Annotated in this window: 22 protein-coding genes; 2 read left to right on the forward strand and 20 right to left on the reverse strand. The window is 56.6% G+C overall.

Annotated elements, in window-relative coordinates; all coding sequences use genetic code 11:
- Positions 1-29: 29 nt before the first annotated feature.
- Entirely contained in the window at positions 30-1,412 is a 1,383-nt protein-coding gene (gene mnmE, locus H8S11_RS04665) for a tRNA uridine-5-carboxymethylaminomethyl(34) synthesis GTPase MnmE (RefSeq protein WP_186852359.1), read from the reverse strand.
- A gap of 377 nt (positions 1,413-1,789) precedes the next feature.
- A complete protein-coding gene (locus H8S11_RS04670; RefSeq protein ID WP_186852360.1) occupies positions 1,790-3,178 on the reverse strand; it encodes an NAD(P)/FAD-dependent oxidoreductase in 1,389 nt (462 codons plus the stop codon).
- Positions 3,179-3,617: 439 nt separating this feature from the next.
- On the opposite strand from H8S11_RS04670, the gene rny reads away from it, so the two are divergent.
- Positions 3,618-5,165 carry a ribonuclease Y gene (rny, locus tag H8S11_RS04675; RefSeq protein ID WP_147572825.1) on the forward strand — a complete coding sequence of 516 codons (1,548 nt, stop codon included), beginning with the start codon at positions 3,618-3,620 and terminating at the stop codon, positions 5,163-5,165.
- A 91-nt stretch (positions 5,166-5,256) separates the two neighbouring features.
- Here the strand turns inward: rny and H8S11_RS04680 are convergent, their stop codons facing one another.
- The 10 genes from H8S11_RS04680 to H8S11_RS04725 all read right to left on the reverse strand — a co-directional run bounded on the left by H8S11_RS04680 (position 5,257) and on the right by H8S11_RS04725 (position 11,939).
- Complete coding sequence (locus H8S11_RS04680; RefSeq protein WP_147573039.1) at positions 5,257-5,568, reverse strand: YbjQ family protein; 312 nt, start codon at positions 5,566-5,568, stop codon at positions 5,257-5,259.
- Between the two features lie 253 nt (positions 5,569-5,821).
- Positions 5,822-6,085 (reverse strand): hypothetical protein, encoded by a 264-nt coding sequence (locus H8S11_RS04685; RefSeq protein ID WP_147572828.1) that lies wholly within the window; start codon positions 6,083-6,085, stop codon positions 5,822-5,824.
- The gene (locus H8S11_RS04690) at positions 6,066-6,320 is read right to left on the reverse strand and encodes a hypothetical protein (protein WP_147572830.1); all 255 of its coding nucleotides are present in this window, start codon (positions 6,318-6,320) and stop codon (positions 6,066-6,068) included. The genes H8S11_RS04685 and H8S11_RS04690 overlap by 20 nt, the downstream gene beginning before the upstream one ends.
- Positions 6,304-6,957: a MerR family transcriptional regulator gene (locus H8S11_RS04695; RefSeq protein WP_147572832.1), complete on the reverse strand. Its 654-nt coding sequence runs from the start codon at positions 6,955-6,957 to the stop codon at positions 6,304-6,306. The genes H8S11_RS04690 and H8S11_RS04695 overlap by 17 nt, the downstream gene beginning before the upstream one ends.
- Positions 6,958-7,007: 50 nt before the next feature.
- Positions 7,008-7,808: a YhfC family intramembrane metalloprotease gene (locus H8S11_RS04700; protein WP_186852361.1), complete on the reverse strand. Its 801-nt coding sequence runs from the start codon at positions 7,806-7,808 to the stop codon at positions 7,008-7,010.
- 157 nt (positions 7,809-7,965) lie between these two features.
- Positions 7,966-8,301, reverse strand: coding sequence for a cyclic-di-AMP receptor (locus H8S11_RS04705; RefSeq protein WP_147572836.1), 336 nt, complete (start codon positions 8,299-8,301; stop codon positions 7,966-7,968).
- A gap of 108 nt (positions 8,302-8,409) precedes the next feature.
- The gene (tsaA, locus tag H8S11_RS04710; protein ID WP_186852442.1) at positions 8,410-9,087 is read right to left on the reverse strand and encodes a tRNA (N6-threonylcarbamoyladenosine(37)-N6)-methyltransferase TrmO; all 678 of its coding nucleotides are present in this window, start codon (positions 9,085-9,087) and stop codon (positions 8,410-8,412) included.
- A 338-nt stretch (positions 9,088-9,425) separates the two neighbouring features.
- Positions 9,426-10,115 carry an MgtC/SapB family protein gene (locus tag H8S11_RS04715; protein WP_240288722.1) on the reverse strand — a complete coding sequence of 230 codons (690 nt, stop codon included), beginning with the start codon at positions 10,113-10,115 and terminating at the stop codon, positions 9,426-9,428.
- A gap of 27 nt (positions 10,116-10,142) precedes the next feature.
- Positions 10,143-11,123, reverse strand: a complete 981-nt coding sequence (gene lplA, locus H8S11_RS04720) for a lipoate--protein ligase (protein ID WP_147572840.1) — start codon at positions 11,121-11,123, stop codon at positions 10,143-10,145.
- A gap of 165 nt (positions 11,124-11,288) precedes the next feature.
- Positions 11,289-11,939 carry a GDSL-type esterase/lipase family protein gene (locus tag H8S11_RS04725; protein ID WP_186852362.1) on the reverse strand — a complete coding sequence of 217 codons (651 nt, stop codon included), beginning with the start codon at positions 11,937-11,939 and terminating at the stop codon, positions 11,289-11,291.
- 169 nt (positions 11,940-12,108) lie between these two features.
- Here H8S11_RS04725 and H8S11_RS04730 point away from each other — a divergent pair, with 169 nt between their 5' ends.
- A complete protein-coding gene (locus H8S11_RS04730; RefSeq protein WP_186852363.1) occupies positions 12,109-12,927 on the forward strand; it encodes a sugar phosphate isomerase/epimerase family protein in 819 nt (272 codons plus the stop codon).
- Between the two features lie 90 nt (positions 12,928-13,017).
- Here the strand turns inward: H8S11_RS04730 and H8S11_RS04735 are convergent, their stop codons facing one another.
- From H8S11_RS04735 to H8S11_RS04770, 8 genes are all read right to left on the reverse strand, one after another.
- Complete coding sequence (locus H8S11_RS04735) at positions 13,018-14,109, reverse strand: LacI family DNA-binding transcriptional regulator (RefSeq protein ID WP_147572846.1); 1,092 nt, start codon at positions 14,107-14,109, stop codon at positions 13,018-13,020.
- Between the two features lie 164 nt (positions 14,110-14,273).
- Positions 14,274-15,596 (reverse strand): alkaline phosphatase family protein, encoded by a 1,323-nt coding sequence (locus H8S11_RS04740; RefSeq protein WP_186852364.1) that lies wholly within the window; start codon positions 15,594-15,596, stop codon positions 14,274-14,276.
- 54 nt (positions 15,597-15,650) lie between these two features.
- Positions 15,651-17,135 (reverse strand): FGGY family carbohydrate kinase, encoded by a 1,485-nt coding sequence (locus H8S11_RS04745; protein WP_186852365.1) that lies wholly within the window; start codon positions 17,133-17,135, stop codon positions 15,651-15,653.
- A gap of 32 nt (positions 17,136-17,167) precedes the next feature.
- On the reverse strand, positions 17,168-17,788 hold the full coding sequence (locus tag H8S11_RS04750; protein WP_186852366.1) for a DUF624 domain-containing protein: 621 nt from the start codon (positions 17,786-17,788) through the stop codon (positions 17,168-17,170).
- A 24-nt stretch (positions 17,789-17,812) separates the two neighbouring features.
- Complete coding sequence (locus H8S11_RS04755; RefSeq protein WP_186852367.1) at positions 17,813-18,892, reverse strand: ComEC/Rec2 family competence protein; 1,080 nt, start codon at positions 18,890-18,892, stop codon at positions 17,813-17,815.
- Between the two features lie 92 nt (positions 18,893-18,984).
- Positions 18,985-20,397 carry an extracellular solute-binding protein gene (locus H8S11_RS04760; RefSeq protein WP_147572856.1) on the reverse strand — a complete coding sequence of 471 codons (1,413 nt, stop codon included), beginning with the start codon at positions 20,395-20,397 and terminating at the stop codon, positions 18,985-18,987.
- A gap of 65 nt (positions 20,398-20,462) precedes the next feature.
- Positions 20,463-21,299: a carbohydrate ABC transporter permease gene (locus H8S11_RS04765; RefSeq protein ID WP_186852368.1), complete on the reverse strand. Its 837-nt coding sequence runs from the start codon at positions 21,297-21,299 to the stop codon at positions 20,463-20,465.
- Positions 21,296-22,192, reverse strand: a complete 897-nt coding sequence (locus H8S11_RS04770; protein ID WP_147572860.1) for a carbohydrate ABC transporter permease — start codon at positions 22,190-22,192, stop codon at positions 21,296-21,298. The genes H8S11_RS04765 and H8S11_RS04770 overlap by 4 nt, the downstream gene beginning before the upstream one ends.
- Positions 22,193-22,220 lie beyond the last annotated feature (28 nt).

Consider the following 22,220-nt stretch of genomic DNA (forward strand, 5'->3'; position numbering starts at 1 on the left):
CCACAGGCCGCCGTTCTCTTCGGCATACCTTATTTTCCCACGCAAAACCGGGAAAAGATGCGGTCAGTGATATCCTCCCGGACCGATTGGCCGGTCAGCTCCCCAAGGGCGGACAGGGCCTCCTCCACATCGGTAAGCAAGGCGTCCGGGGTAATCCCCGCCTCCAGGGCCTCTCGGGCCCGGCCTACCGCCTCCCGGGCCCGACCAGCCGCCTCGGCCTGCCGCTGGTTGGTGAGCATCTGGCCATAAGAGGCATCGCTGCCGCGGGGAAACAGGTATTCCACGGCGGCGGCCAGATCATCAAGGCCCTCACCAGTGGCAGAGCTGACAGCCACCGCGTGGGGCGCTTTTGCGCCGATCAACCCCAGGCTGCTGGCATTGCGGGCCAGGTCCTTCTTGGACACTACCAGTACCCAAGGTTTTCCGGTATCTGAAACGGTCCGCATCAGATCCAGGTCCTCCGGGGTGAGGCGGACAGTCCCGTCCACTATCAGGAGGATGAGCTCCGCCTGCTCTATGGCCTGCCGGGAACGCTCTACTCCCATCCGCTCAATGGGGTCGTCGGTGTCCCGAAGACCGGCGGTATCAATGAGGCGGAGGGTGACGTTGCCCAGCTCCACCCGCTCCTCCACCGTATCCCTGGTCGTTCCCGGAATATCGGTGACAATGGCCCGCTCATATCCCGCCAGCGCGTTCAACAGGGAAGATTTGCCTGCGTTGGGCCGTCCCACGATGGCACAGGGGATCCCATCCCGAAGATAGCGCCCCCTCTGGTAACTGCCTGCCAGCGTCCGGAGCGCATCCTCCTGACCCCGCAAAATCCCATTCAGCTCCTCCAGCCGGAAGGGGTCTATGTCCTCGTCCGGGTAATCCAGTACCGCATGGAAATGGGCCATCACGTCCACTAAGGCGGAATAGATCTCCCCGATCCTTTTGGATAGAGCTCCGGCCAGCTGTCCGGCCGCATGGCGGGCCCCCTCCCGGCTTCTGGCTTCCAACAGGTCGCCCACCGCTTCCGCCTGGGCCAGATCCAGCTTGCCGTTCAAAAAGGCTCGCCGGGTAAACTCTCCAGGCCCCGCCTGACGGGCTCCCTGTGCAAACAGGGCCTCCAGCCCTAGAGAGAGCACCATAGGCGCCCCATGGCAGTGGAACTCAGCGGTATCCTCCCCGGTGTAGCTGGCTGGGCTCAGGCTGTAGGTACACAGCACCCGGTCGATGGGACGGCCCTCCAGGTCCAGCAGGTCTCCATAGACCAGGCAGCGGGGGGCATGATCCGTTAATCCCTTGGGCCCCAGCGGTTTGAAGCACTTTTCCGCAATCTCTACCGCCTGCGGGCCAGACAGGCGGAGTACCCCGATGGCTCCGGAGCCAGCAGGAGTGGAGATGGCGGCTATAGTGTCAGTGTAGCACATAAAAGCCTCCTTCGGTATGCGAGCCGACAGGAAGCGGTCCGCTTCCTGCAAAAACAGGCGGCAAGTTTTTTGTCGAATTTTTACCCTTGACAATAATTATGGAAACCAAAATGAATCGTCTGCTCCCCAGCAGTTAACATAACACGTTGTGGAAAACCCTGTGGATAATGTGGACAACCCTTGAAAACAGGGCATACTTTCTTCTGTGAAAATCAAAATAACGGTTTCGCGAAACTGCATATACATCTGCCAAAAAATAACCGGCATCCCTCGGGTCTCGGCGCCCACCTTACCCAAAAATGCAGGAAGACCGCCGCGCCCTGAGCCGGCCACGGTAGCCGGAAGGACGGGCGGCCTTCCTGTGCAGGGGGCCGGCCTTACATCCGTTTCACGATAGCTCTGGCCGCCTGCACACCAGAGGCACCGGCCTGAGCTAGTCCTCTGGTAACACCGGCGCCATCACCCGCAGCAAAGAAGTTGGGCAGGGCGGTTTCCAACTCCTCGGTGAGCTGCAGGCGGGCGGAGTAGAACTTCACCTCTGCCCCGTAGAGCAGGGTGTCATAGTTGGCAGTACCGGGGGCGATCTTATCCAGCTGATAGATCATCTCAATGATGTTGTCCAACTGCCGCTTGGGCAATGTCAGGGACAGATCTCCGGGGACGGCGGCGGTAAGGGTGGGCCGGACAAAGGACTTGCTCATCCGATGCTCATTGGTGCGCCGTCCACCCACCAGATCCCCGAACCGCTGGACCAGCACGCCACCGGCCAGCATATTGGACAGGGAGGCCACGTGCTTGCCGTAGCGGTATGGTTCATTGAATGGCTTGGTAAAGCGGTTGCTGACCAGCAGGGCAAAGTTGGTGTTTTCACTCCGGAGGGCCGGGTCAGCATAGGAGTGGCCGTTCACCGTGTTAATGCCCTCCACGTTCTCCGCCACCACATGGCCGTAGGGGTTCATGCAGAAGGTGCGCACCTGGTCGCCGTACTGCTTGGTGCGGTAGACTAGCTTGGACTCGTACACCACGTCAGTGATATGCTCAAAAACAGTGGCGGGCAGCTCCACCCGCACGCCAATGTCTACCTGGTTGTTGAGCAGCTCCAGCCCCAGGTCCTTACACTGGTTGGAAAACCACTCGGCACCGGATCGGCCGGGGGCGGCGATGAGATATTTGCAGGCCACCTCGCCCCCCTTGGCCAGAGTCAGGCGGTAACCCTCCTCTGCCCGGGTGATGGAGGCCACTTCGGTATTAAAGGAGAACTCCAGCTTGTCCCGCAGTCCCTCGTAGATATTGGTGAGGATGCGCAGATTGTTTTCTGTGCCCAGGTGCTTACACCGGGCCTGAAGCAGGTGGAGATCAAAGGCCAGGGCCCGGCGGGCCAGAGCCTTGGCCTCTGGGGACTCGGTGGAGAATACCTGGTCAGTGGCCCCGTGACGGACGTTGATGGAGTCCACATAGTCGATCAGCTCCATCACCTTGCCAGGCTCCATGAAGTCAGTGAGCCAGCCCCCAAACTGGGTGGTAAAGTTGAACTTCCCGTCGGAAAAGGCTCCGGCCCCGCCGAAGCCGCACATGGTGTGGCACACCGGGCAGTGGATGCACTCCTTCACCTTACCGGCCACGATGGGACAGCTCCGGTGGTAGATATCGCTGCCCTGATCTATGGCCAGTACCTTTAGGCCGGGGGCTAGATGGGTCAGTTCGTAGGCGGCAAAGATGCCAGCCTCGCCGCAGCCCAGGATGACAACGTCATAATTGGCGTTCATGGGAACGTCTCTCCTTTATCCTTATCTTGAAAATCCATTTTTGTCAGGGATCTCCCCTCAGACACATACAGGAAATAGTATAGCATACTTTTTAAAAAAAAGAAAGAGATTTCCCATAGCGGCGGCCTGTTTCAGTACCTACATGGCTCTAACCGTCCCTTTTCACCAGAGAGAACTGTAAAAAATCGGCAGAAAAGCCGCGCCCATAAATATGAATAAATCTTGACAGGAAAGACAGATGCCTTTACAATAGAAACGGACAAAAATGAAAAACTTTGGGGATGTTTTTCAGTTGTCGCAGAGAGGCCAGCCATTCCAAGTCGGGCGCTCTTTGCGGCTGATTTTATGTACAAGTCCCGTGAGGGCTGGCGGCCTGGACACGGGCGCTGGGGCGGTCCGCTCCAGCCTTATGAAATTTCATGGAGGTGTAAAAGACCAAATGCTACCCTATATCATCGGAGCGATCATCGGTATCGTGATCGGTCTGGCGGTAGGTATCCCTGTAGGCATTCAACGTCGGAAGAAGTCCGCCGAGCAGCAGATCGGCTCCGCCGAGGAGGAGGCTACCCGCATCGTTAATGAGGCCTATAAAAGCGCCGAGAGCAAAAAGCGCGAGGCCATGGTGGAGGCCAAGGAGGAGATCCTGAAGGCCAAGAACGAGCATGAGCGTGAAGTCAAGGAGCGTCGGGCCGACCTGCAGCGCCAGGAGCACCGGCTCCAGCAGAAGGAAGAGAACCTAGACCGCAAAACCGAGAACATCGAGAAGAAGGAGGAGCAGCTCTCCTCCAAGCTGTCCAGGCTGGAGGCCACCCAGGCCGAGGCGGAACAGATCAAAAAGAGCCAGTTGGAGGTGCTGGAGCGCATCTCCGGCTACACCGCGGAGGAGGCCAAACACTACCTGCTCCAGCAGTTGGAGGAGGAAGTCACCCACGAGTCGGCCATGAAGATCAAGGAGATCGAGGCCCGGTTCAAGGACGAGGCGGACACCAAGGCGCGGGAGATCATCTCCCTGGCCATCCAGCGCTGTGCCGCGGACCACGTGGCCGAGGCCACAGTTTCTGTCGTTCCCCTGCCCAACGACGAGATGAAGGGCCGTATCATCGGCCGCGAGGGCCGGAACATCCGCACCCTGGAGACCCTGACCGGGGTGGACTTAATCATCGACGACACGCCGGAGGCCATTACAGTCTCCTGCTTTGACCCCGTCCGCCGCGAGGTCGCCCGGCTTGCCCTGGAGAAGCTGATTCTGGACGGCCGCATTCATCCCGCCCGCATCGAGGAGATGGTGGAGAAGGCCAAGCGCGAGGTAGACGCCGTCATCAAGTCCGAGGGCGAGCGGGCCATCTTTGAGACCAACGTCCACGGCCTGCATCCGGAGTTGGTCAAGCTGCTGGGCCGGATGCGTTACCGCACCAGCTACGGTCAGAACGTGCTCAATCACTCCATCGAAGTATCCCATGTGGCTGGACTGCTGGCCGCTGAGATCGGCGCCAACGTGGCCGAGGCCAAGCGGGCCGGTCTGCTCCACGATCTGGGCAAGTCCATTGACCATGAGGTGGAGGGCTCCCACGTTCAGATTGGCGTGGAGCTGGCCAAAAAATACCGGGAGAGCGAGGGCGTCATCCACGCCATCCAGGCCCATCATAACGACGTGGAGCCCCGGACCGTCGTCGCCTGTCTGGTCCAGGCGGCTGATGCCATTTCCGCCGCCCGCCCCGGGGCCCGGCGGGAGAATTTGGAAAACTATATCAAGCGGCTGGAGATGCTGGAGGAGATCACCTCCTCCTTCAATGGGGTGGAGAAATCCTTTGCCATTCAGGCCGGCCGTGAGGTCCGTATCATGGTCAAGCCCGAGGTCATCAGTGAGGACCAGATGGTCCTGCTGGCCCGGGAGATTGCCAAGAAGATCGAGGACGAGCTGGAATATCCCGGCCAGATCAAGGTCAACCTGCTGCGGGAGACCAAGGCCATCGAGTACGCCAAATAATACAGTCAAAAAGAGCGGGACGCCCCCCAGCGTCCCGCTCTTTTTTGTTGATATTCTCGGAAGAACCACCGCGAAAGGCGGCGATCCGTCTTCAGCGGTACTTCACCGCGGTACCGTAGGCGATGACCTCGGCCGCCCCCTGCATGACTGAGGATGAGCCGTAACGCACGTTGATGACCGCGTCCGCCCCCATGGACTCCGCCTCGTCCACCATACGCTTGACAGCGATCTGACGGGCCTCGTTGAGCATCTCGGTGTAGCTGGTGATCTCACCGCCCACCAAAGTTTTCATCCCGGCCATAAAATCCTTGCCAAAGTTCTTGGACTGGACGACAGTACCTTTAGCAATCCCCAGCACCTCAAGCTCCCTGCCCGGAATATAATCAATGTTTACCAATAGCATATGTCTTTCCTCCTTATACAAACTCACAAACTCCTTTGCTGTATCCAGCTCCTGAAACCGCTTCCGCAGTGTCCACAGCGCGGGCAGCAGCACAGCGGCACAGACCGCCGCCAGTACAGTAAACAGGATAAACAGCCACCGTGGAATGTTCGGGATAGCGCTCAGGGCCGCAAATCCAATGACACAGGCCATCTGGAGCAGACCAAAAAGGGCCATTCCCAAGACAGCCGATCTCTTTTCTCTCCGCAGCCACTCAATATTTCCGCGCTTCATCCAGCTCCCCCCTCTCGATCTCCCGAATCCGCTGGATCAGTACGACGAAACTGAAGGGGATGGTAAGCAGATCTAGAATGGCCAGCAGAAGCAGCAGGCCGTGGAGTTCAGGCCAGGGGGTGTGCTCCCGTGTGAAAAGCAGCAGGGCCGCTCCAAGGATTCGGAACAGGCCGCTGAACAGCACGCTTTTAACGGCAGCCCGCTTCTGTTCCCTCTTGCGGATGTCAGTACCTTTTGGCTTCATCCTCCTCACCCCCTTGGATCTCTTTCCAGCGGCGGTACAAAGAGATGATCGCGCCTAGAGCCACCGCCAGATACAGCAGGGCAAAAAACAGAACGACGCCGGTGGCAAAGGGCTCGGTATCCCCGCCGAAGTAGCCGGTCAATAGGGCGCCAGTGAGCAGGAACATCAGGACCGCCACAGTGATCGTGACCAGTACAGCACCCAGGAAGCCTTTTCCCTTAGTAGTTTTTCGCATCGTCTTCCTCCCCCCGCTGAATCTCCCGAATCCGCTGGATCAGTGCCAGCAGAACCCCCAGAATGACCACTGCCGGGAGGGCCACCAGCACCACGATCAGCGGAAGGGGCGGAGCTTCCGCAGCCTCCACTGTAAACCCCCAAATCATCAGCGCGATGACACCAGCCATAAAGGCGGTCATTACCAGGGCCGCGATTACGGCCGCGGCATAGCGGATGGGCTTCACATCTCCGTACTGCTTATCCTGGAAGGTGGAGCCCGCCTGCTCCATCTGCTCCATCTCCGCCAGCAAGGATCCGGCATCCAGCTCGGCCAGCCGCTCCTCCCGGTTCTTCAGGCAGCGGCACAGTTCCATAGACTGCTCCAGACTGCGCTGCTCCCGCTCCAAGGTGACCAGGTGCCGCCTCATCCCGTCCGCTACCGTGATCCTGCCCGCCTGCATCCGCCGGATCTCCTCCAACGGGACACCCAACTTGCGCAGCAGCTTGATCTGCCGCAGAGTATCCACTTCCTCCTGGCCGTAGTCCCGATAGCCGTTCTCACTGTTGCGCCTGGGAGAGAGCAGGCCCTGCTCCTCATAAAACCGGATGTTCTTTTTGGTGATGCCCACCAGGGCCTCCACCTCGTTGATCTTCATGGGCTACGCCCCTTTCTGGTCCTACTCTACACCTTCCACCTGGGGGAAGGTCAAGACTTTTTCCATTTTTCCTGTAAATAGACCCGTCGGGCCAGCAGGGCCAGGGCTGCCGCCCATGCTGCCAGCAGCGCCTCGGTAGCCGGAATAGGCAGGAAGGCCCCGGCTGCCACAGCGGTGACGTCCACCGCGGCGTGGAGCAGAATGGCGGCAGGGAACCAATACCAGCCGCTCTTCCTGGTAACGGCGGCGTACACCAGTACCGACAGGGCGATCTGTACCACCATCGCCGTGATCCGCTCGAAGGCTCCCCAGAGGTAGAGTGCGGCGGGGGTAACAGCAAGAGAGGTGATAGCCGCCATACCAGCTTCTGAAATGGGGCCTATCAGCTCCTCCACCGCTGGCAGTCCGCCCTGGTTGATTGTCAGGGACAGAATGACATTGTTGACCATGGTCATTCCCAAGAGGAGGAATGACTCCGCCCCTCCGTGGCCCGCCCCATACATCAGGGCGTCTCCGGGACCCTGAGTCCACCGCCGGCCCAGCCGGAAGGCCACCCAGCGGCCGCACTCCTCAAAGATACCGGCCATCAGCCCCCCGTACAGAGCGTATAGCCAGATGCTGCTGTTCAGCGCCTGGCTCCAGACCCCGTAGTACAGCAGCCGGTGCCCCTGGGCCTCCAGCCCCATGGCGAACAGCGGGAACACCACACAGCCCAAGAGGAAGAATCTCGTGCGTCCCCCGGTCCTCCGCCGAAATAGCAGGGCCAGTCCCAGCGGGAGGGCGACCGAGAACAGCCCCACCAGCCCCATGACCAGTATGGCCGAGGAGGCTACCGCTCCATTCATTTCCATATCGCTTCCACTCCTTTCTGGTCAGACCATACATGGTCCAGAAGGGGGAATGTCAAGACTATTTTATAAATAACTTTTCTTCCTGTTGGTGGAAGGTCTTCTTTTTCAAAAAGCGGCCCCGGTCTGGCGAGACCGGGGCCGCTGTCCGCGGGTGCGCTTACAGTTTTTTAAAATCTGATACGTCCAGCACGAAGACTGTGGCTCCCCCAGCCTCCACCTGGATGGTGCTATAATTATAGTTCCAAATGGGCGCCCCGCCTATGGGATAGGGTGCGGCCACATCGATCTGGGTCCGCTTCGCACAGTTCTCCCGCAGGATCCCCATGACTTCCTCCACCCTGCTGTCCTCGACCCCGATCATCAGTGTGGTATTGCCCTCCCGCAAAAAGCCTCCGCTGCTAGCTAATTTTGTCACACCGATATTTTTTTCACTCAGAGCGCCGATGGCGGCATAGCTGTCCTTGTCCCGGATCACCGCAAAGATCATTTTCATAGGTTGCTCCTCCTGTACTTCTGTTTTTTCGATGCTTTTAAGACTAATATCCCTAGTCGCTCATGTAGTATATAACGATATTATACACCATTTTGAATCAAAACTTTATTAAGATTTCCTCTGGGATATTTGGCACACATTCAGGATATCCCCCTCTACCTGAAACTTTACCTCCAGACCTCCAAACTCCATGGTGTAGATCCGGTCCGGAGCCTGTTGATAAGAGGGCCTGGGGTCCTGGGCCAGCACCCCAGTCAGCGCGGGCAGCAGTCCTTCTGGAATCAGAGCCTTCCACCGCTCCGGGATATCCACCGCCAGGGACGCCTCCTTGGGTTGGCTGGCAAAGCCCCCCACCGCCTCCGGCTTACAGTCGGAATAGGGCAGGTAGGGCTTGATATCATAGATTGGGGTCCCATCCATCAGGTCAGCCCCCCTGACACGGAGGACGGGCCCCCGTTCCGTGTGCGGATCTATTCCCGCCAGCCGGACACAGCTTAGGCCGATAGGGTTTGGACGGAAGGGGGACCGGGTGGCAAAAACTCCCAATCGGCGGTTTCCCCCCAGTCTGGGCGGCCGGACAGTGGGCGTCCAGCCTTTGTCCCTGACCTCGGAAAAGTCCCAGATAAGCCAGATATGGGAAAATCCTTCCAGCCCCCGCAGCGCATTGAGGTCCCGAAACTGGGGTTCGAACACGACGTCCGCCTCCAACTCCTCCACCAGACCGCTCTGCCGAGGGATACCAAATTTTGTGTGGAACTGGCTCTCGATGTGGGCGATTACCGTCATCGCTCCGTTTTCCTCCACTCCATATCCCCTCCTCCGCCGTCCATTGTCCCCTCTATTATACAACAGGTCAGCCCCGATTTCATCCCCTGAAGCAAATTTGTTTTCGCCCCTAAAAGCCCTCCCGCAAGGAGTTCCGTCGCCCGCAGGCGATGGAATAAAATTTGATCCCGTCATTTCCGGCGACATACGCGTCGGAAATGACACTTCTCCCGCAAGGTGGGCCGACTTTTCCGCTGGGAGTGGAGGACCACCCTGTGTATGGCTTTTCTCGAAAAAGTGTCTTTGCCGCTTTTTCAACAGTTTCAAGCCCCCCTGGTCAAAGACCAGGGGGGCTTCCTTCAGACAGAAAAGGAGCTAATCTGTTCATGCCGGTCCATCAGCCCCTGCAGCTCCTGGGCGCTGATGGGTTCCTTGACCCGGACGGTCAAGGTATAGGCCACATCTCCATCTCCCGTCTTGTTCACGGCGCAGTTGCAGATACTGCCTCCCCGTTCTTGTAGAAGGCGGAAGAGATAGTCCCGAAATTCCAGGGAGTCCCGGAATCGCACCTTGATCTCCTGCATGGTGTAGGCGTCGTTTCCAAAGTGGAATCGGTGCATCAAAAATTGTTCCAACACAATAAGCAGCGTACCTGTGATGCCGATGATATACATACCCGCCCCTAGTGCCAGCCCCACGGCAGACGTGGTCCACAAACCCGCAGCGGTGGTCAGGCCCTTGATGGAAACCCCGGTGCGGAAAATAACTCCGGCCCCCAAAAATCCCACACCGCTGACTACCTGAGAGGCTATCCGCGACGCATCCGCCCCCTTCGTCCCGTAGAGATACACCCCGGCCTCCTGCACAAGATCCGCAAAACCATATTTGGAAACAATCATCATCAACGCCGCTCCGCAGGCGACCATACAGTGTGTGCGCACCCCGGCCTCCTTCAGCCTTTTGGACCGCTCAAAGCCAATTAAAATACCGCAGACGCTGGCCAACACGATACGGAGAAAAAACTCAGCTTCCAGTATGTAGGGGATCATGGACATATACTCCTCTCAAAAACCTCTTCAGCCGCACAGCAGCTGGATCAATGTATCCCAATCCAGGCCGGACACATAGGCCCCAAGGTCCACCCCGGTTAGAGGGGACAAGTCTTCTGGGATGAGCCGCCGTCCCCGGAACAGGTCTTCCAGGGAAGACAGCTCTTCCCTGCCAAAAAAGTCACCGGACAGTTTCAGGCATTGAATCCGGCCTTTCTCCATCGCCAGTTCAGCTGATATCTGACCGAAGGGGTAATACCCCTCCCTCCTGATATCACAGCGGGGAGACGCCCCGTAGTTCCACTCCCACGTCGCGTAGCGGCTGTCCCGCAAAATCTGGATTTCCGACAAATCTCCCTGGCTCAAGACGACTGGATGGGGTGCCGCCGCAAAGACTTGTTTCCGTAGCACCTCTTTGAAACGGGCCATAGTAATGGGGCGCTCCAGATGCTCGTTGATTGAGGTGACACGGCTGCGCACGGATTTGATGCTCTTGGAGCGAATCTTGCCCTCCTTCACCTGGAGCGCCCTGGTCAGAGTATCCCGGTCACAGTCCAGCAGGATACAGCCATGATGGAGCAGCCGCCCATTCCTGAAATACTGAGAACTGCCGGATATCTTTTTCCCATCAATGGTGATGTCATTCCGACCGGATGTCTCCGCCGCCACGCCCAGTTCCTTCAAGGCAGCCAGCAGAGGCTTTGTAAACACTTCAAAACGAAATGCTTCAGCCCGGTCTTCCTCCACGATAAATGTGTAGTTCAGATTCCCCAGATCATGATACACCGCGCCTCCGCCCGACAGGCGGCGGGCTACCCGGATTCCCCTCTCATCCACGAATGTCTGGTCAACTTCCTCCAGAGTATTCTGGTATTTTCCTACTATAACAGCTTTATCATTCTGCCACAGCAAAAAATAGTCCTTCATGGGATCCATATGGGTAAAAAAATAGTCCTCCAGCGCCAGATTGTAATAGGGATCTGTGCTGGTGCTTTCATAAAATTCCATAGCGCCGGCGACCTGCTTTCTAAAACAAAAATATTACTAATAATATTTCATTTTTATATTAGATAGTATAGAGTATACTTTCTATTTTGTCAATAGCACTCCGTTTTTTGCCTATATTTTTTATCAATTATTCAACTTTTAAAATTTTTGCTCCAGAAAATATTATTAATATATTTTATCCAATTCTTTTGCCAATCGCCGGGCCATTTCCCGATGCCCCTCAAGATTTGGGTGGATTCCATCCAAAAACAACTCATGGCGCACCTGCCCGGAAACGCTCAGGAAATCCGACGCAAAGTCTACCAGGACCAGCCCGGCACTGGCTGCAAAACGTCTGAGCCACTCATTGTAGGCCAAAATGCGTGGGGCACTCTGATAGAAGTCCACCACCCCCGTCCATTTCTCTGGAGCTTTGGACCAGTCTACCGGAAGCGGAATGCCAATTACCGGAAAAATTCCCTCCGCCTCCAGTTGGTGACAGATCGCGGTCATATTGCCTCTGGCCTGGCTGTCTGTCCCGGAAAAAAAGATATCGTTGCTGCCCCCCATCACCAAGACCCGGCAGTCTCCGCCGCATCGGCGTTCCTCCAGCGCCGGACCCAGGACATCCCGTTGCAGACGAACCAGCATTCCGCCGGTCGTATCACCACTGATCCCCCGGTTGACCACCGTCCACCCACACTCTCTCTGAACAAGAGAGGTCCAGCAGTCCCGGCGAGTTACTCCCGCTCCAAATGTCAGGCTGTCTCCCAGGCATATCAGTTTCCTCCGAATGCCGTCCCCGTTTCTCCCTAGATCTTTACCTATACCATACATCGAATTTTGCCTCCAAGTTTTAATAATATATTTTTCCATCTTCCCTTGACATCTCTGTATATTCCGTCTAAAATATTGATATTCAAAATATATTTTCCTGTTTTTTGCCAATTTTAGAGCAATTTTAAGTAATATCAAACTAATATTTTAATAGAATCGGAGGTCAACTATGCGAGACATTTACTTATCTACTTACTGCGTGGCCTTTCAAGACTACCCCTGGCTGGCGGAGTGCATCCGTACCTTCCCAGACTTCCCTGTAGGTGTAGAATTTGCCACCAGCTGGACCACACCCAATTTTGACGAAAATCTGGTCCGTCAGATCCCAGTCTTCTCCCATCTGCCTATTACCCTCCACGCCCCTTTTGTGGAGGAGTGCACCATCCCCGGCAGCCCAGAGGAGCAATTCATGGAAAAGGAGTACAACAAGGCTTGTCGCCTCTATCATCAATTCCACGCTACCTCCATGGTTATGCATACCCACGAGGGTAGCTTTCCCGCCCAGGAGGGGGACCGCTGGCGAGCCCGCTCTCTGGAGGTCTTGCTGGACTGGACCCGCCGCATGATAGACGAGGGCATCCACGTAACAGTGGAAAATGTGGGCTATCCCAAAAAGAACAGCGTCCTTTTTGACCAGGAGCAGTTCGTAGCTCTTTTTGACCGTCTCCCCCAGGAGGTCGGCTGTCTGATCGATACCGGTCACGCCATGCTCAACCGCTGGGATATTCCCGCCCTTATCCGCCGAATGGGGACCCGCATCAAAGGATACCACCTCAACAACAACGACGGCTTCCACGACAGCCACTACCCTATTTACGACCCAGAGGGCTTCTGTTCCCATCAGGAGATGGACGACATTCTCCGCGCCATCGCCCAATATACACCTCAGGCCCACCTAGTGCTGGAATACGCCCCCGACGGGAGGGCAACCACGCCTGTCATCCACTCCGACATCCGCCGAGTGGTTCAAATCACAGAGTCCCTGTAGCAGCTGTACTCCCTCACAAATATTGCGCGCCCCGGCATCCGGCCTCTCAGGCCGGCTTTGCCGGGGCGCATATTTTGTGTCCGCTTCCTGTCACTTTAACACCAGCCGGCTCTGGGCAGGAGGAGGAGCCGTGGTCCCACGGGCCACCAGCTGAGGATGGCACTCCACCTTGTACCGCGGCACTGTGCCGGCCGCCCCAGCTCCCCCCGGAGGCATTTTGAGCTTTTGCAGCAGCACTTCCACCGCGCTCCGGGCCAACATCTCAGTGTGCTGATCCACTGTGGTCAACGATACACCGGTCAGCCGGGAATAAAATAAATTATCAAACCCCAGCACCGATACATCTTCTGGCACAGAAATGCCCCTCTCTCGAAGGGAGTCAATCACTCCGTATGCTAGCATATCATTGATACAGACAATGGCGGTGACTCCCTGGTCGTACAGCTTCTCGTTCTGGGCCAGCAAGTAACCCGCGTGGTAATCATTGAGCCGTTCGGCCAGGTTGTCCGCCTCCGAATTGTTTTCAATACATAAGACCAGGTCATTGTCGGGCAGATGCTGTGCGAAATAGGCTTTCAGCCCGTTCAGCCGCTCCGTCCGAGCAGTGTTCCGTTTCAGAGGGCTGGTAAGTACAGCGATGCGCTGATGGCCCAGCGCATGGAGGTGTTCAGCAGCCAACCGGCCCGCCAGACAGTTATTCAGCTCTATGATATCTGTTTCCAGATTAGAGATGCGGTCACAAATGGTAACTACCGGTATCTTAGCTGACACCTCAGCAAAGGCAGCCGGATTATCCGGCGGCGACAGCAGGATAACTCCGGGATAGTTATTGCTGACCGCCATCTCCATATACAGCTTTTCCGACTCCGTATCGTGGTAAGTGCAACAGGAGACCACCTTATACCCCTGGGCGTAACACACGTCCTCGATGCTGCTGAGCATGGCTGTGTAATACGGGTTGGTCACGTTTGCCATCAGCACCATAACGGTCTTGGGCCGAGGCCCCTGCGTAATGGGACGTTTCGCCTTATAGTTCAACTGGGCAGCAGCGGCATAGACCCGGTTGACAGTTTCCTGGGAAAAGGAGGCACTGCCGCTCTGGTTCAGAATCAGAGAAACCGTGGTCTGGGAAACTCCAGCTAAACGCGCCACGTCGTGCATGGTAACGGTAACCCTTTTCATTGTTCAACACCTTGCTCAGCTTTTCAGAATACCACCGCCCAGCAGAGGAGCAGGGAACCCCCTCCGCTGGCCGATGGTAATATTTTATCACAAATTCCAGCCTCTGTATAGTTTTTATGTGCGATACCTTTCGGTTTTGTTCTTTTTATGGTCAATACGGTCATCTAACGCAGGAAGCAGTCCATAGCCTTACCATCCGCCTGAGGCAGTTCCACCCCCAGAAGCTTGGCGTAGGTGGGCGCCTCATCTACCACCAGCCCCCGCTCCAGCGTAGTCCTCTCCCGAAAATCAGGTCCCTTTGCCACAAAAACGGGCTGCGCTCCCAGGTCCGGGAGGTATCCGTGGGTAGCCCGGCCGAAGCGGTAATCGTTCACGTCGAAGTTCTGCACCAGCGGACGCACCGCCTTGTCTCCAAAGGAGGTATAGCCGTCGCTCTCGATCACGAAGCTGAAGCCGCCGTAAAGATGCTCCTCATCTCGTGCTTCCTCGGCTGTGAACAGTCTGCCGATCCCATAAACTCCCTCCTGCCGCAGCTCCTCCAGGCACTGATAGACGGCCTGTTTCAACGCCTGGTCCTCCGGATCCCGGAGATAGACATTGGAGGACATGGCATTGGAGAAGCAGTAGGCGCGCCAGTCCACTACGTTGCCCTGTTTGTCCACATCGATAAAGCCACGATCAGCCAGCAGCACATTCAAATTGATAGCCCGGCAGATATCCCTCTGTCCATGGTCACTGACCAGAACCAAGTTGGTTTCCTCGGCTACACCGGCAATCCGGCACGCCTCCATCAGCTCCCCGATATACCGGTCCAGATTGGCCCGAGCCTCGTCCAAATAGGAGCTAAACACCCCGTGGGCATGGCGATAAGTATCAAAGGTGCCCGTGTGAACAAATATCACCTCAGGGGCATGTTGACGAATCACATCGCTGGCCACATGGATGATGAAGTCGTCCACCGTGGGCCACTGCATGAAATTCTTTTTGCCGCCTTTTTCATAGCCAGCGGGCAGGTACCTCTTATTCGCCTCTATGATGTCCAGCATAGCAGGGCTGGAACCCGCGTCGGCGAAGCTGCTGCGCAATGTGTCTCCAGGATGGGGCATCCAGTATTCAGCCATCAGCCAATCCACATTCTTGTTCCCAGCGGTAACAGGCCAGGAGATGGCGCCTGTGGTATACCCGGCTTTTTTTGCCGCCTGGAAGATGTCCTCCACCTGGATGGCGTCGCTGAACCACAGCCAGTTGTCATCCTTGTTGGTGGTGGTAAAGGAAAAGTTGCTGGTGACACCGTGCTTTCCCACATAGCATCCGGTCATCATGGACACATGGGCCGGATAAGTCACAGAGGGATATATGGTACGCATACCTCCCGTGACCTCACAGCCTCCCGCCAAAAATTTCTGAAAATTAGGCAGCCTCCGCAGGGCGTCTACGTCCTCACATACCATAGCGTCTACGGAGTAGACTAAAATACGTTTTTTCATTGCAGCATCTCCTTATTTGCGTACTCCGCTCCCGCCCGCCGGCAGGCCAGAGTCCTATCGGCTCAACGCCTTTTGCACCGCCCGGGCCCAGCCATCCAGCCGTTCCAGGCGCTCCTTCTGTTCCATCCGCGGCCGGAACAGCTGTGTCCGCCGAAGCCGTTCCAGCTCCGGCAGGTCATACAGTCCCATAGCCAGTCCAGCCATTTGTCCCGCGCCCACGGCTACCAGCTCCTCATACTTTCCAAGGACAACAGGGCGGTCCATAATGTCACTCTGAAATTGCGTCAGATAGCGATTTTTCGTAGGCCCCCCAGCCATCCGCACCTGACTGGCAGGCGCGCCCATATCCCGCTCCATGGCTCTCACGATATCGGCCACTTGGTATCCAATGCTCTCTATCCCAGCTCTGACCAGCTCCGCCCGCCCGGTCAGCCGGCTCATCCCCACAAAGCAGGCAGAGGCGCCATCGTCCCAGTAGGGCGCTCCGATCCCCGTGAAGGCAGGTACCAGATAGGTATGGTCACCTGGGTCAGCCCGACAGGCCAGCGCCTCGGTTTCCTCTGGGCAGGACACCAGCTCCAGACCGTCCTTCAGCCAGGTGGTGACCGCTCCAGCATAGTTCACCACACCCTCCAGAGCGTATACAGTCTTTCCATTCATCCGCCAGGCCACCGTGGTATTGAGTCCATTCTGGGACTCCAGCGGTTCTTCTCCAATATTCATCAGTACGCAGGTGCCTGTTCCGTGACCCGCCATGCAGTCCCCCCGCTCCACGCATCCGTGTCCAAAAAGGGAGGCATGGGAGTCCCCGATAGCACTTCGGATCGGCACCGGATGGTCCAGCAGTCCTCCCAAATCTGTCTGTCCATATTCCCCATCAGAGCCGCACACCTGGGGCAGCACTGACATGGGGATATCAAATATCCGGCACAGCTCCGGATCCCACTCCATGGTATGGATATTAAACAGCTGGGTGCGGGAGGCGTTGCTGCAATCCGTTTTGTGGACTTTTCCTCCGGTGAGCTGCCAGATCGTCCAAGTATCCATGGTGCCGATGCAGAGCTGTCCCCGTTCAGCCTTCTCTCTGGCCCCAGGCACATGTTCCAGCGCCCAAGCCACCTTCCCGGCAGAGAAAAAGGGGGAGGGGACCAGCCCGGTACGCCGCTGAATTTCCGGATAATCGCCTCGTTCCTGGATATGGCGGCACAGCTCCGCCGCTCGGTTACACTGCCAGACGATAGACTCACACACCGGCCTGCCTGTATCCCGCTCCCACAGGGCCACGCTCTCCCGCTGATTGGTGACCGCCACGCCGGCCAGCCGCCGGGAATCAATCCCGCTGTCCCGTACCGCCGCCTGAGCAACCCGAATAATATTTTCCGCGATCTCCTGGGCATCGTGCCCCACCCATCCCTGGGCGCTGATTAACTGCCGGTGGGGCAGGTCCCGGCGCAGGACGAACTGGCCCTGGCCATCCAGCAGGATCGCTTTGGTCCCCTGGGTGCTCTGGTCAATCGACAAAATATAGCCTCGTTCCATAGAGATCCTCCTTTCCCGCTCCTTTCACAATTTTATTCCTGGGGAAAAATCAGTTCATTGATAGCCGGCCACACCAGCGCTACGGAGAGGGCGGCAGCAGCGGCCAAAAGCAGCATGGCCCACGGCAATACAGAAATGGGATAAAGCAGCAGGAACACACAAAGCGACCCGTACACCGCCCCCATAGCCAACAGCGTACGGGGGAGCCGGGCGAAGGACAGCAGCGCAGCGTCCCACAGCGCTGAAAAGAACGGTATGCTACTGTCCGCCAGCAGAGGGACCAGATATACGCCCGTCATTGCCGCCAAAAACAGCGACAGGGATATAAAGAGCCAAAGCATTGTCCGTCCCGCTCCATCCAACTGTCCAGCTACGCTGGCGCTCCAAAGGATAATCAGCAGGTACAGTCCTACCACCGCTTCCAGCTGGATGCCCCGCCAGAATTTGGCTTTAAATACATACCAAAAGTCTACCCAGCAGCTCGAATTTCCCCGGTCATCAGCCCGTCTGGTCAGCACCCCATTCATGGCCAGCAGCGCCGGTCCTACTGTGAGCAGCGGCAGAGAAAAGGCCGTGAATAGGAGATTGGCCAGCAGCAGAGCCTTCCACTCCTCCAGAAAAAGCCGTTTAAGCAGTTCCGTTGTCTGTCCCATGTATGCCTCCCAATGTATGGACGGTCAAGAGATCACGATGTGTCCCTCCGAAGGGGCATCCGGCAGGACCGCCACATCTCTTATTTTCTGGATCTGGACATCATACACGCCGTCGCCGGCAGTGGATACCCGGATTGCTCCGTCTGTGCTGTTGTAGAATACCTCGGCCCCACCGGCTATATACCGCATTGCCACTGTCCGGCTGGCCACGCTGTCGAACATCCCCACCGCGATCTTGGGAGACATGGCCTGAACGAAGTCCTTGCCGTTGGAGGTATCCTTGCCGTGGTGGTTCATTTTTACCACATCGCTAGCAATATCCTGCCCATACCTCTCTGTCAGCGCCTGTTCCCCAGTAATGTACAGGTCGCCGCTAGTCCAAAAGCTAGACTGACCATAGGTCAGACGCATGGCAATCGAACCGTCATTGGCGTCCAGATAGCCGCCGGCCACCTCCTCCGTATCCCCCGGAGTCGGACCAAACACCTGGACTTGGACTTCCTCCCCCAAAGAGAAGGCGTCCCCCGCCTCTAAAACTTCACAGGGCAGGGACAGTTCTTCTATCTTTTCCATCATGGCTCGGTAGGTCCCGCTGTCATATTCATGCCCATTGACATAGACCTGCCCGATTTCAAAATTGTCTGCTACTGTGACAAACCCTCCCACATGGTCCGCATGCGGATGAGAGAGGACCAGAACGTCGATCTTATCTACACCCATAGCCAGCAATTGGTTTGTCACCTCCTGCCCTCCAGGTACATTTCCACAGTCCACCAGCATCACCATCCCATCCGGCGAAGTATAGACCGCGCTGTCGCCGGTGGTGACCGCCTCCTTACCCGTTCCGTAGATCGTCTGTAGATAAAGGTAGCGGGCGGTCAATTTCCCTTGGTCTTGGCTGGTGTCAAAAACCAGATCAAAGTAATCCTCCGGCTGGGAAATTTCTCCCTCTTTCAAAGCCGAGGAGCCAGAAGCGGAGTCCCCTGGTCCTGACGCGGACACAGATGTGCCGCTCTGACCGCCGCTGATATCCCCTGGCTCTCCCGCACACGCGGTCAGCATCGCTAGCGCCAGAAGGGAAGTCCAGAAAAGTTTATGTTTCATGACCAAGTTCCCCCTTTATCATTGGAAAAGGGGGGCAGGGCCTGGCCCTGCCCCCACATGGGAAGTTATGCTATACCTGGAACACCGTCCGCTCAGGGATTGGACATATTGTATAGGTCAATCGCTTCCTGGATGGTCTCCTCAGCAGTCTTGATGACGTCGTCGATGTTAGCCTTAGGATCGCTGGACACGGTTTCGATGGCCAGCTTGTTAGCCACCTTCATCTCGTTGGAGATGGGGATATAGGGGTTGGTAGCGGAGTCGTCAGAGGCGGCCAGGGACTCGTACACGCCGGTAACGGCGGGGAAGGTGTTGGCCACATAGTCGTTATAAGTATCGCTGGTATAGGACTCCTGGTTGGGAGCCAGATAGCCGGTGGCGACAGCAAAGGAAGCGGCCTGCTCGCCGGTGCTGGCGAACTTGATAAATTCATAGGCGCCCTGCTGTTCAGCGGTGTCGCCGGTGTTGCAGATCCACAGGCCGGTGCCGCCGGCGGGCTCGCCGGAATTCATGCCGGCCTCAGTGGCAGAGATCATGGGGATGATTCCCACTTCAAAAGCGCCGTTGGCAGCGTCCAGAATCTTGGTGGTCATAGAAACCACGCCCATGAACATGGCGCAGTCGCCGGAAGCCATCTGGGGAATAACCTCAGCCTGGTAGTCAGAACCGTAGGCCACACACAGCTTTTCCGCGTGGAGCTTCTGATACACGTCCAGCATATTGTAGATGGCGTCGTGTACTTTGGCATCCTTGGTGTACAGACACTCGGTGATCCGCTCGCTGCCCAGGCCGTTGTTGTTGTTATATGCCTGCAGGCCCTCACGGCCCAGAGCGGCGTTGAAGTAGAAGCCATCGGGATGGAAGCCGACGCCGTAGGTGGTATAACCGCCCTCGACCAGTTTGACGCAGGCGTCATAGAGATCGTTGAAGCTCTTGATCTCCTTGGGATCGATGCCGGCCTCAGCCAGCATATCGGCGTTATAGTAAATGCCGGGATAGCTGTAGCCCACGGGGTAACCGACCTGGTTGCCCTCGTTGTCGCAGTAAGCGGTGCGGATGGCTTCCCAGGTGCTCTCCAGCTCAGGCCAGCCGTTGGTATCGGCGTCGATAAAGCCCTGGAGCGGGACACAGTATTCAGCCGTGGCGTACATAGCTACGTTCTCCACAGGACCAGAGAACATGGAGGGCAGATCGGCCTGGGCGGTAGAGCCCAGCTTGGCGTTCAGCTCGGTCTGATTGCCCTGATACTCGATGGTCACATGATAGGCGTCCTGGCTCTCATTGAAGGCGTCAATCACCTTCTGCAGGTGGTCCACGTTGGCCTGGCCAAAGGCGGTCCACCACAGAACCTCGACAGGCTCGCCGGAGGTGGAGGGGGTGCTGGCGCTGGTGCCCGCGCCGGAAGACGCGCTGCCCTTGCTGTCGTCGGGCTTGTCTTTGCCGCCGCAGGCCGCCAAGCTCATAGTCATGGCAAGCGCAAGAACAATGGATAAGACCTTTTTCATACTAATGCTCCTTTTCCAATTTTTTATAAAAAGCCTCTTTGCTTTTTACAACATCAGGATAGGCCTCAGCCCTTCAGGCCGCCGGCTGTCATGCCCTTGATAATGTAATCCTGACCCAAAATATAGATTAGGACCGAGGGAATGATAGCTACCACGGCGCCGGCCAGAATATGTCCGTAGTTCACCACATCGGCTGTGACTAGATAGGAGATTCCAATCTGGATGGTCCGCATCTCGTCCCGGCTGGTGACCAGCATAGGCCAGAAATACTGGTTGTAGATCTGGACGAACAGATAGATCGCCAACGAGGAAATGGTAGGGATGGACAGGGGCATAGCCACACGGAAGAGAAATCCCATGTCACCGCAGCCATCCAGAATAGCGGCCTCCTTATAATCTTTGGGCAGGGTCATAAAATACTGCCGCATTAGGAAAATAGCGGTGCCCGAAATGAGGGAGGGCAGGACCAAACCGATATAGGTGTCAATCAGGTCCATGTTCTGAATGGTAACATAGTTGGTGATGACCACCACCTCGCCAGGGATCATCGTCGTCATCAAAATCAGGGTAAACAGCAGGTTTTTCCCAGGGAATTTGAAGAACACGAAGCCGTAGGCTGCCAGACAGGAGATTATGACTTGGGCCACGATACACACCAAGCATACCACGGCAGAGTTTTTCAGATAGTGAAGAATGGGGATCTGCCGAAAAACCTGAGCATAGCTCTCCAGGGTGGGGTTGGCTGTGATCAGCTTCAGGGGATAGGTCATCAGCTCCTGATCCGTCTGCAGCGAGAAGCATACGCCGACAATCAGCGGAGAAATGAACAAAATACCGATGATCGTCTTGAGAGCAAAGGAGGATATCTCTCCCGCTATTTTCTTCTGATGGGGCGTAATCATTGGTAATGCACCACCTTTTTCTCCAGGGCGAACTGGATCCTGGTGAACAGGAAGATCAGCCCAAACAGGAACAGGGCCTGCACGCAGGCCGTTTCAAATCGACCGTTAATAATGGCGTTCTCGTATATGTAGTAGATTAGTGTCTTCGTCTGGTTAGCCGGACCGCCCTGGGTCAGCAGTCTGATCTGAGCAAAGCTCTTGAACGAGCTGCCGATGTTCAGAAACAGGACAAAGAAAATCTGAGGAGAGGCCATTGGAATAATAATATCCTTAATTCGGCGGAAAGGGCCGGCCCCGTCCAGCAGGGCACTCTCCAGCAGGTCCTCAGGCACATTCCGAAAGCCTACCAACAGGAAGATGAAACTCACGCCAATATGCATCCAGATTGTCATAGCGCAGACCGCCCAGATGGCATGGGGCATCTCGTTTGTCCAGGCGATCTCCGTACCCAGAATATTATTCAGCAGGCCGTTCTTCTGGCGGTAGATAAACAAGAAGATAGCGGCAGCCGGGGAGGAGGCGATGGCCATGGGCAAGGCGTACATGGTCTGGTAGACCTTGGAAAAACGGACCTTTTTAGTCGCCATCAGGGCAAAAATCATGGCGACAATAAAGGTAAAAAACAGGTTGATAGCGGCCATCTTCAAGGTAACGGCCACCACATCCCAGAAGGAGTCCTTGGTCAGCACTCGAATCCAGTTGTCCGGACCAACCCACTGGGTAAAGTTACCCTGCTTATTGGTCAGCGCGAAGGACAGTACAATAGTCTTGATAAAGGGATAAAAGGTAAACAGCGTGAACAGGGCCATAGCAGGAAAGATCAGTACATAGGGCAGCGGTTTGACCCGTCCCAGGCGCCGTTCCTTCCCCGGTTCCCTTTGGAGTTTGCTCAAAATTTTCACCCTTCCTCTGTTCGCTCAA

Source organism: Flintibacter hominis, assembly GCF_014287965.1.
In the GTDB taxonomy this organism is placed as follows: Bacteria; Bacillota; Clostridia; order Oscillospirales; family Oscillospiraceae; genus Lawsonibacter; species Lawsonibacter aceti.

Bases quoted from the DNA above. Each gene is read 5' to 3' on its own strand.
- mnmE (WP_186852359.1), bottom strand. From the start codon at position 1,412: ATGTGCTACACTGACACTATAGCCGCCATCTCCACTCCTGCTGGCTCC.
- H8S11_RS04670 (WP_186852360.1), bottom strand. From the start codon at position 3,178: ATGAACGCCAATTATGACGTTGTCATCCTGGGCTGCGGCGAGGCTGGC.
- rny (WP_147572825.1), top strand. From the start codon at position 3,618: ATGCTACCCTATATCATCGGAGCGATCATCGGTATCGTGATCGGTCTG.
- H8S11_RS04680 (WP_147573039.1), bottom strand. From the start codon at position 5,568: ATGCTATTGGTAAACATTGATTATATTCCGGGCAGGGAGCTTGAGGTG.
- H8S11_RS04685 (WP_147572828.1), bottom strand. From the start codon at position 6,085: ATGAAGCCAAAAGGTACTGACATCCGCAAGAGGGAACAGAAGCGGGCT.
- H8S11_RS04690 (WP_147572830.1), bottom strand. From the start codon at position 6,320: ATGCGAAAAACTACTAAGGGAAAAGGCTTCCTGGGTGCTGTACTGGTC.
- H8S11_RS04695 (WP_147572832.1), bottom strand. From the start codon at position 6,957: ATGAAGATCAACGAGGTGGAGGCCCTGGTGGGCATCACCAAAAAGAAC.
- H8S11_RS04700 (WP_186852361.1), bottom strand. From the start codon at position 7,808: ATGGAAATGAATGGAGCGGTAGCCTCCTCGGCCATACTGGTCATGGGG.
- H8S11_RS04705 (WP_147572836.1), bottom strand. From the start codon at position 8,301: ATGAAAATGATCTTTGCGGTGATCCGGGACAAGGACAGCTATGCCGCC.
- tsaA (WP_186852442.1), bottom strand. From the start codon at position 9,087: ATGACGGTAATCGCCCACATCGAGAGCCAGTTCCACACAAAATTTGGT.
- H8S11_RS04715 (WP_240288722.1), bottom strand. From the start codon at position 10,115: ATGATCCCCTACATACTGGAAGCTGAGTTTTTTCTCCGTATCGTGTTG.
- lplA (WP_147572840.1), bottom strand. From the start codon at position 11,123: ATGGAATTTTATGAAAGCACCAGCACAGATCCCTATTACAATCTGGCG.
- H8S11_RS04725 (WP_186852362.1), bottom strand. From the start codon at position 11,939: ATGTATGGTATAGGTAAAGATCTAGGGAGAAACGGGGACGGCATTCGG.
- H8S11_RS04730 (WP_186852363.1), top strand. From the start codon at position 12,109: ATGCGAGACATTTACTTATCTACTTACTGCGTGGCCTTTCAAGACTAC.
- H8S11_RS04735 (WP_147572846.1), bottom strand. From the start codon at position 14,109: ATGAAAAGGGTTACCGTTACCATGCACGACGTGGCGCGTTTAGCTGGA.
- H8S11_RS04740 (WP_186852364.1), bottom strand. From the start codon at position 15,596: ATGAAAAAACGTATTTTAGTCTACTCCGTAGACGCTATGGTATGTGAG.
- H8S11_RS04745 (WP_186852365.1), bottom strand. From the start codon at position 17,135: ATGGAACGAGGCTATATTTTGTCGATTGACCAGAGCACCCAGGGGACC.
- H8S11_RS04750 (WP_186852366.1), bottom strand. From the start codon at position 17,788: ATGGGACAGACAACGGAACTGCTTAAACGGCTTTTTCTGGAGGAGTGG.
- H8S11_RS04755 (WP_186852367.1), bottom strand. From the start codon at position 18,892: ATGAAACATAAACTTTTCTGGACTTCCCTTCTGGCGCTAGCGATGCTG.
- H8S11_RS04760 (WP_147572856.1), bottom strand. From the start codon at position 20,397: ATGAAAAAGGTCTTATCCATTGTTCTTGCGCTTGCCATGACTATGAGC.
- H8S11_RS04765 (WP_186852368.1), bottom strand. From the start codon at position 21,299: ATGATTACGCCCCATCAGAAGAAAATAGCGGGAGAGATATCCTCCTTT.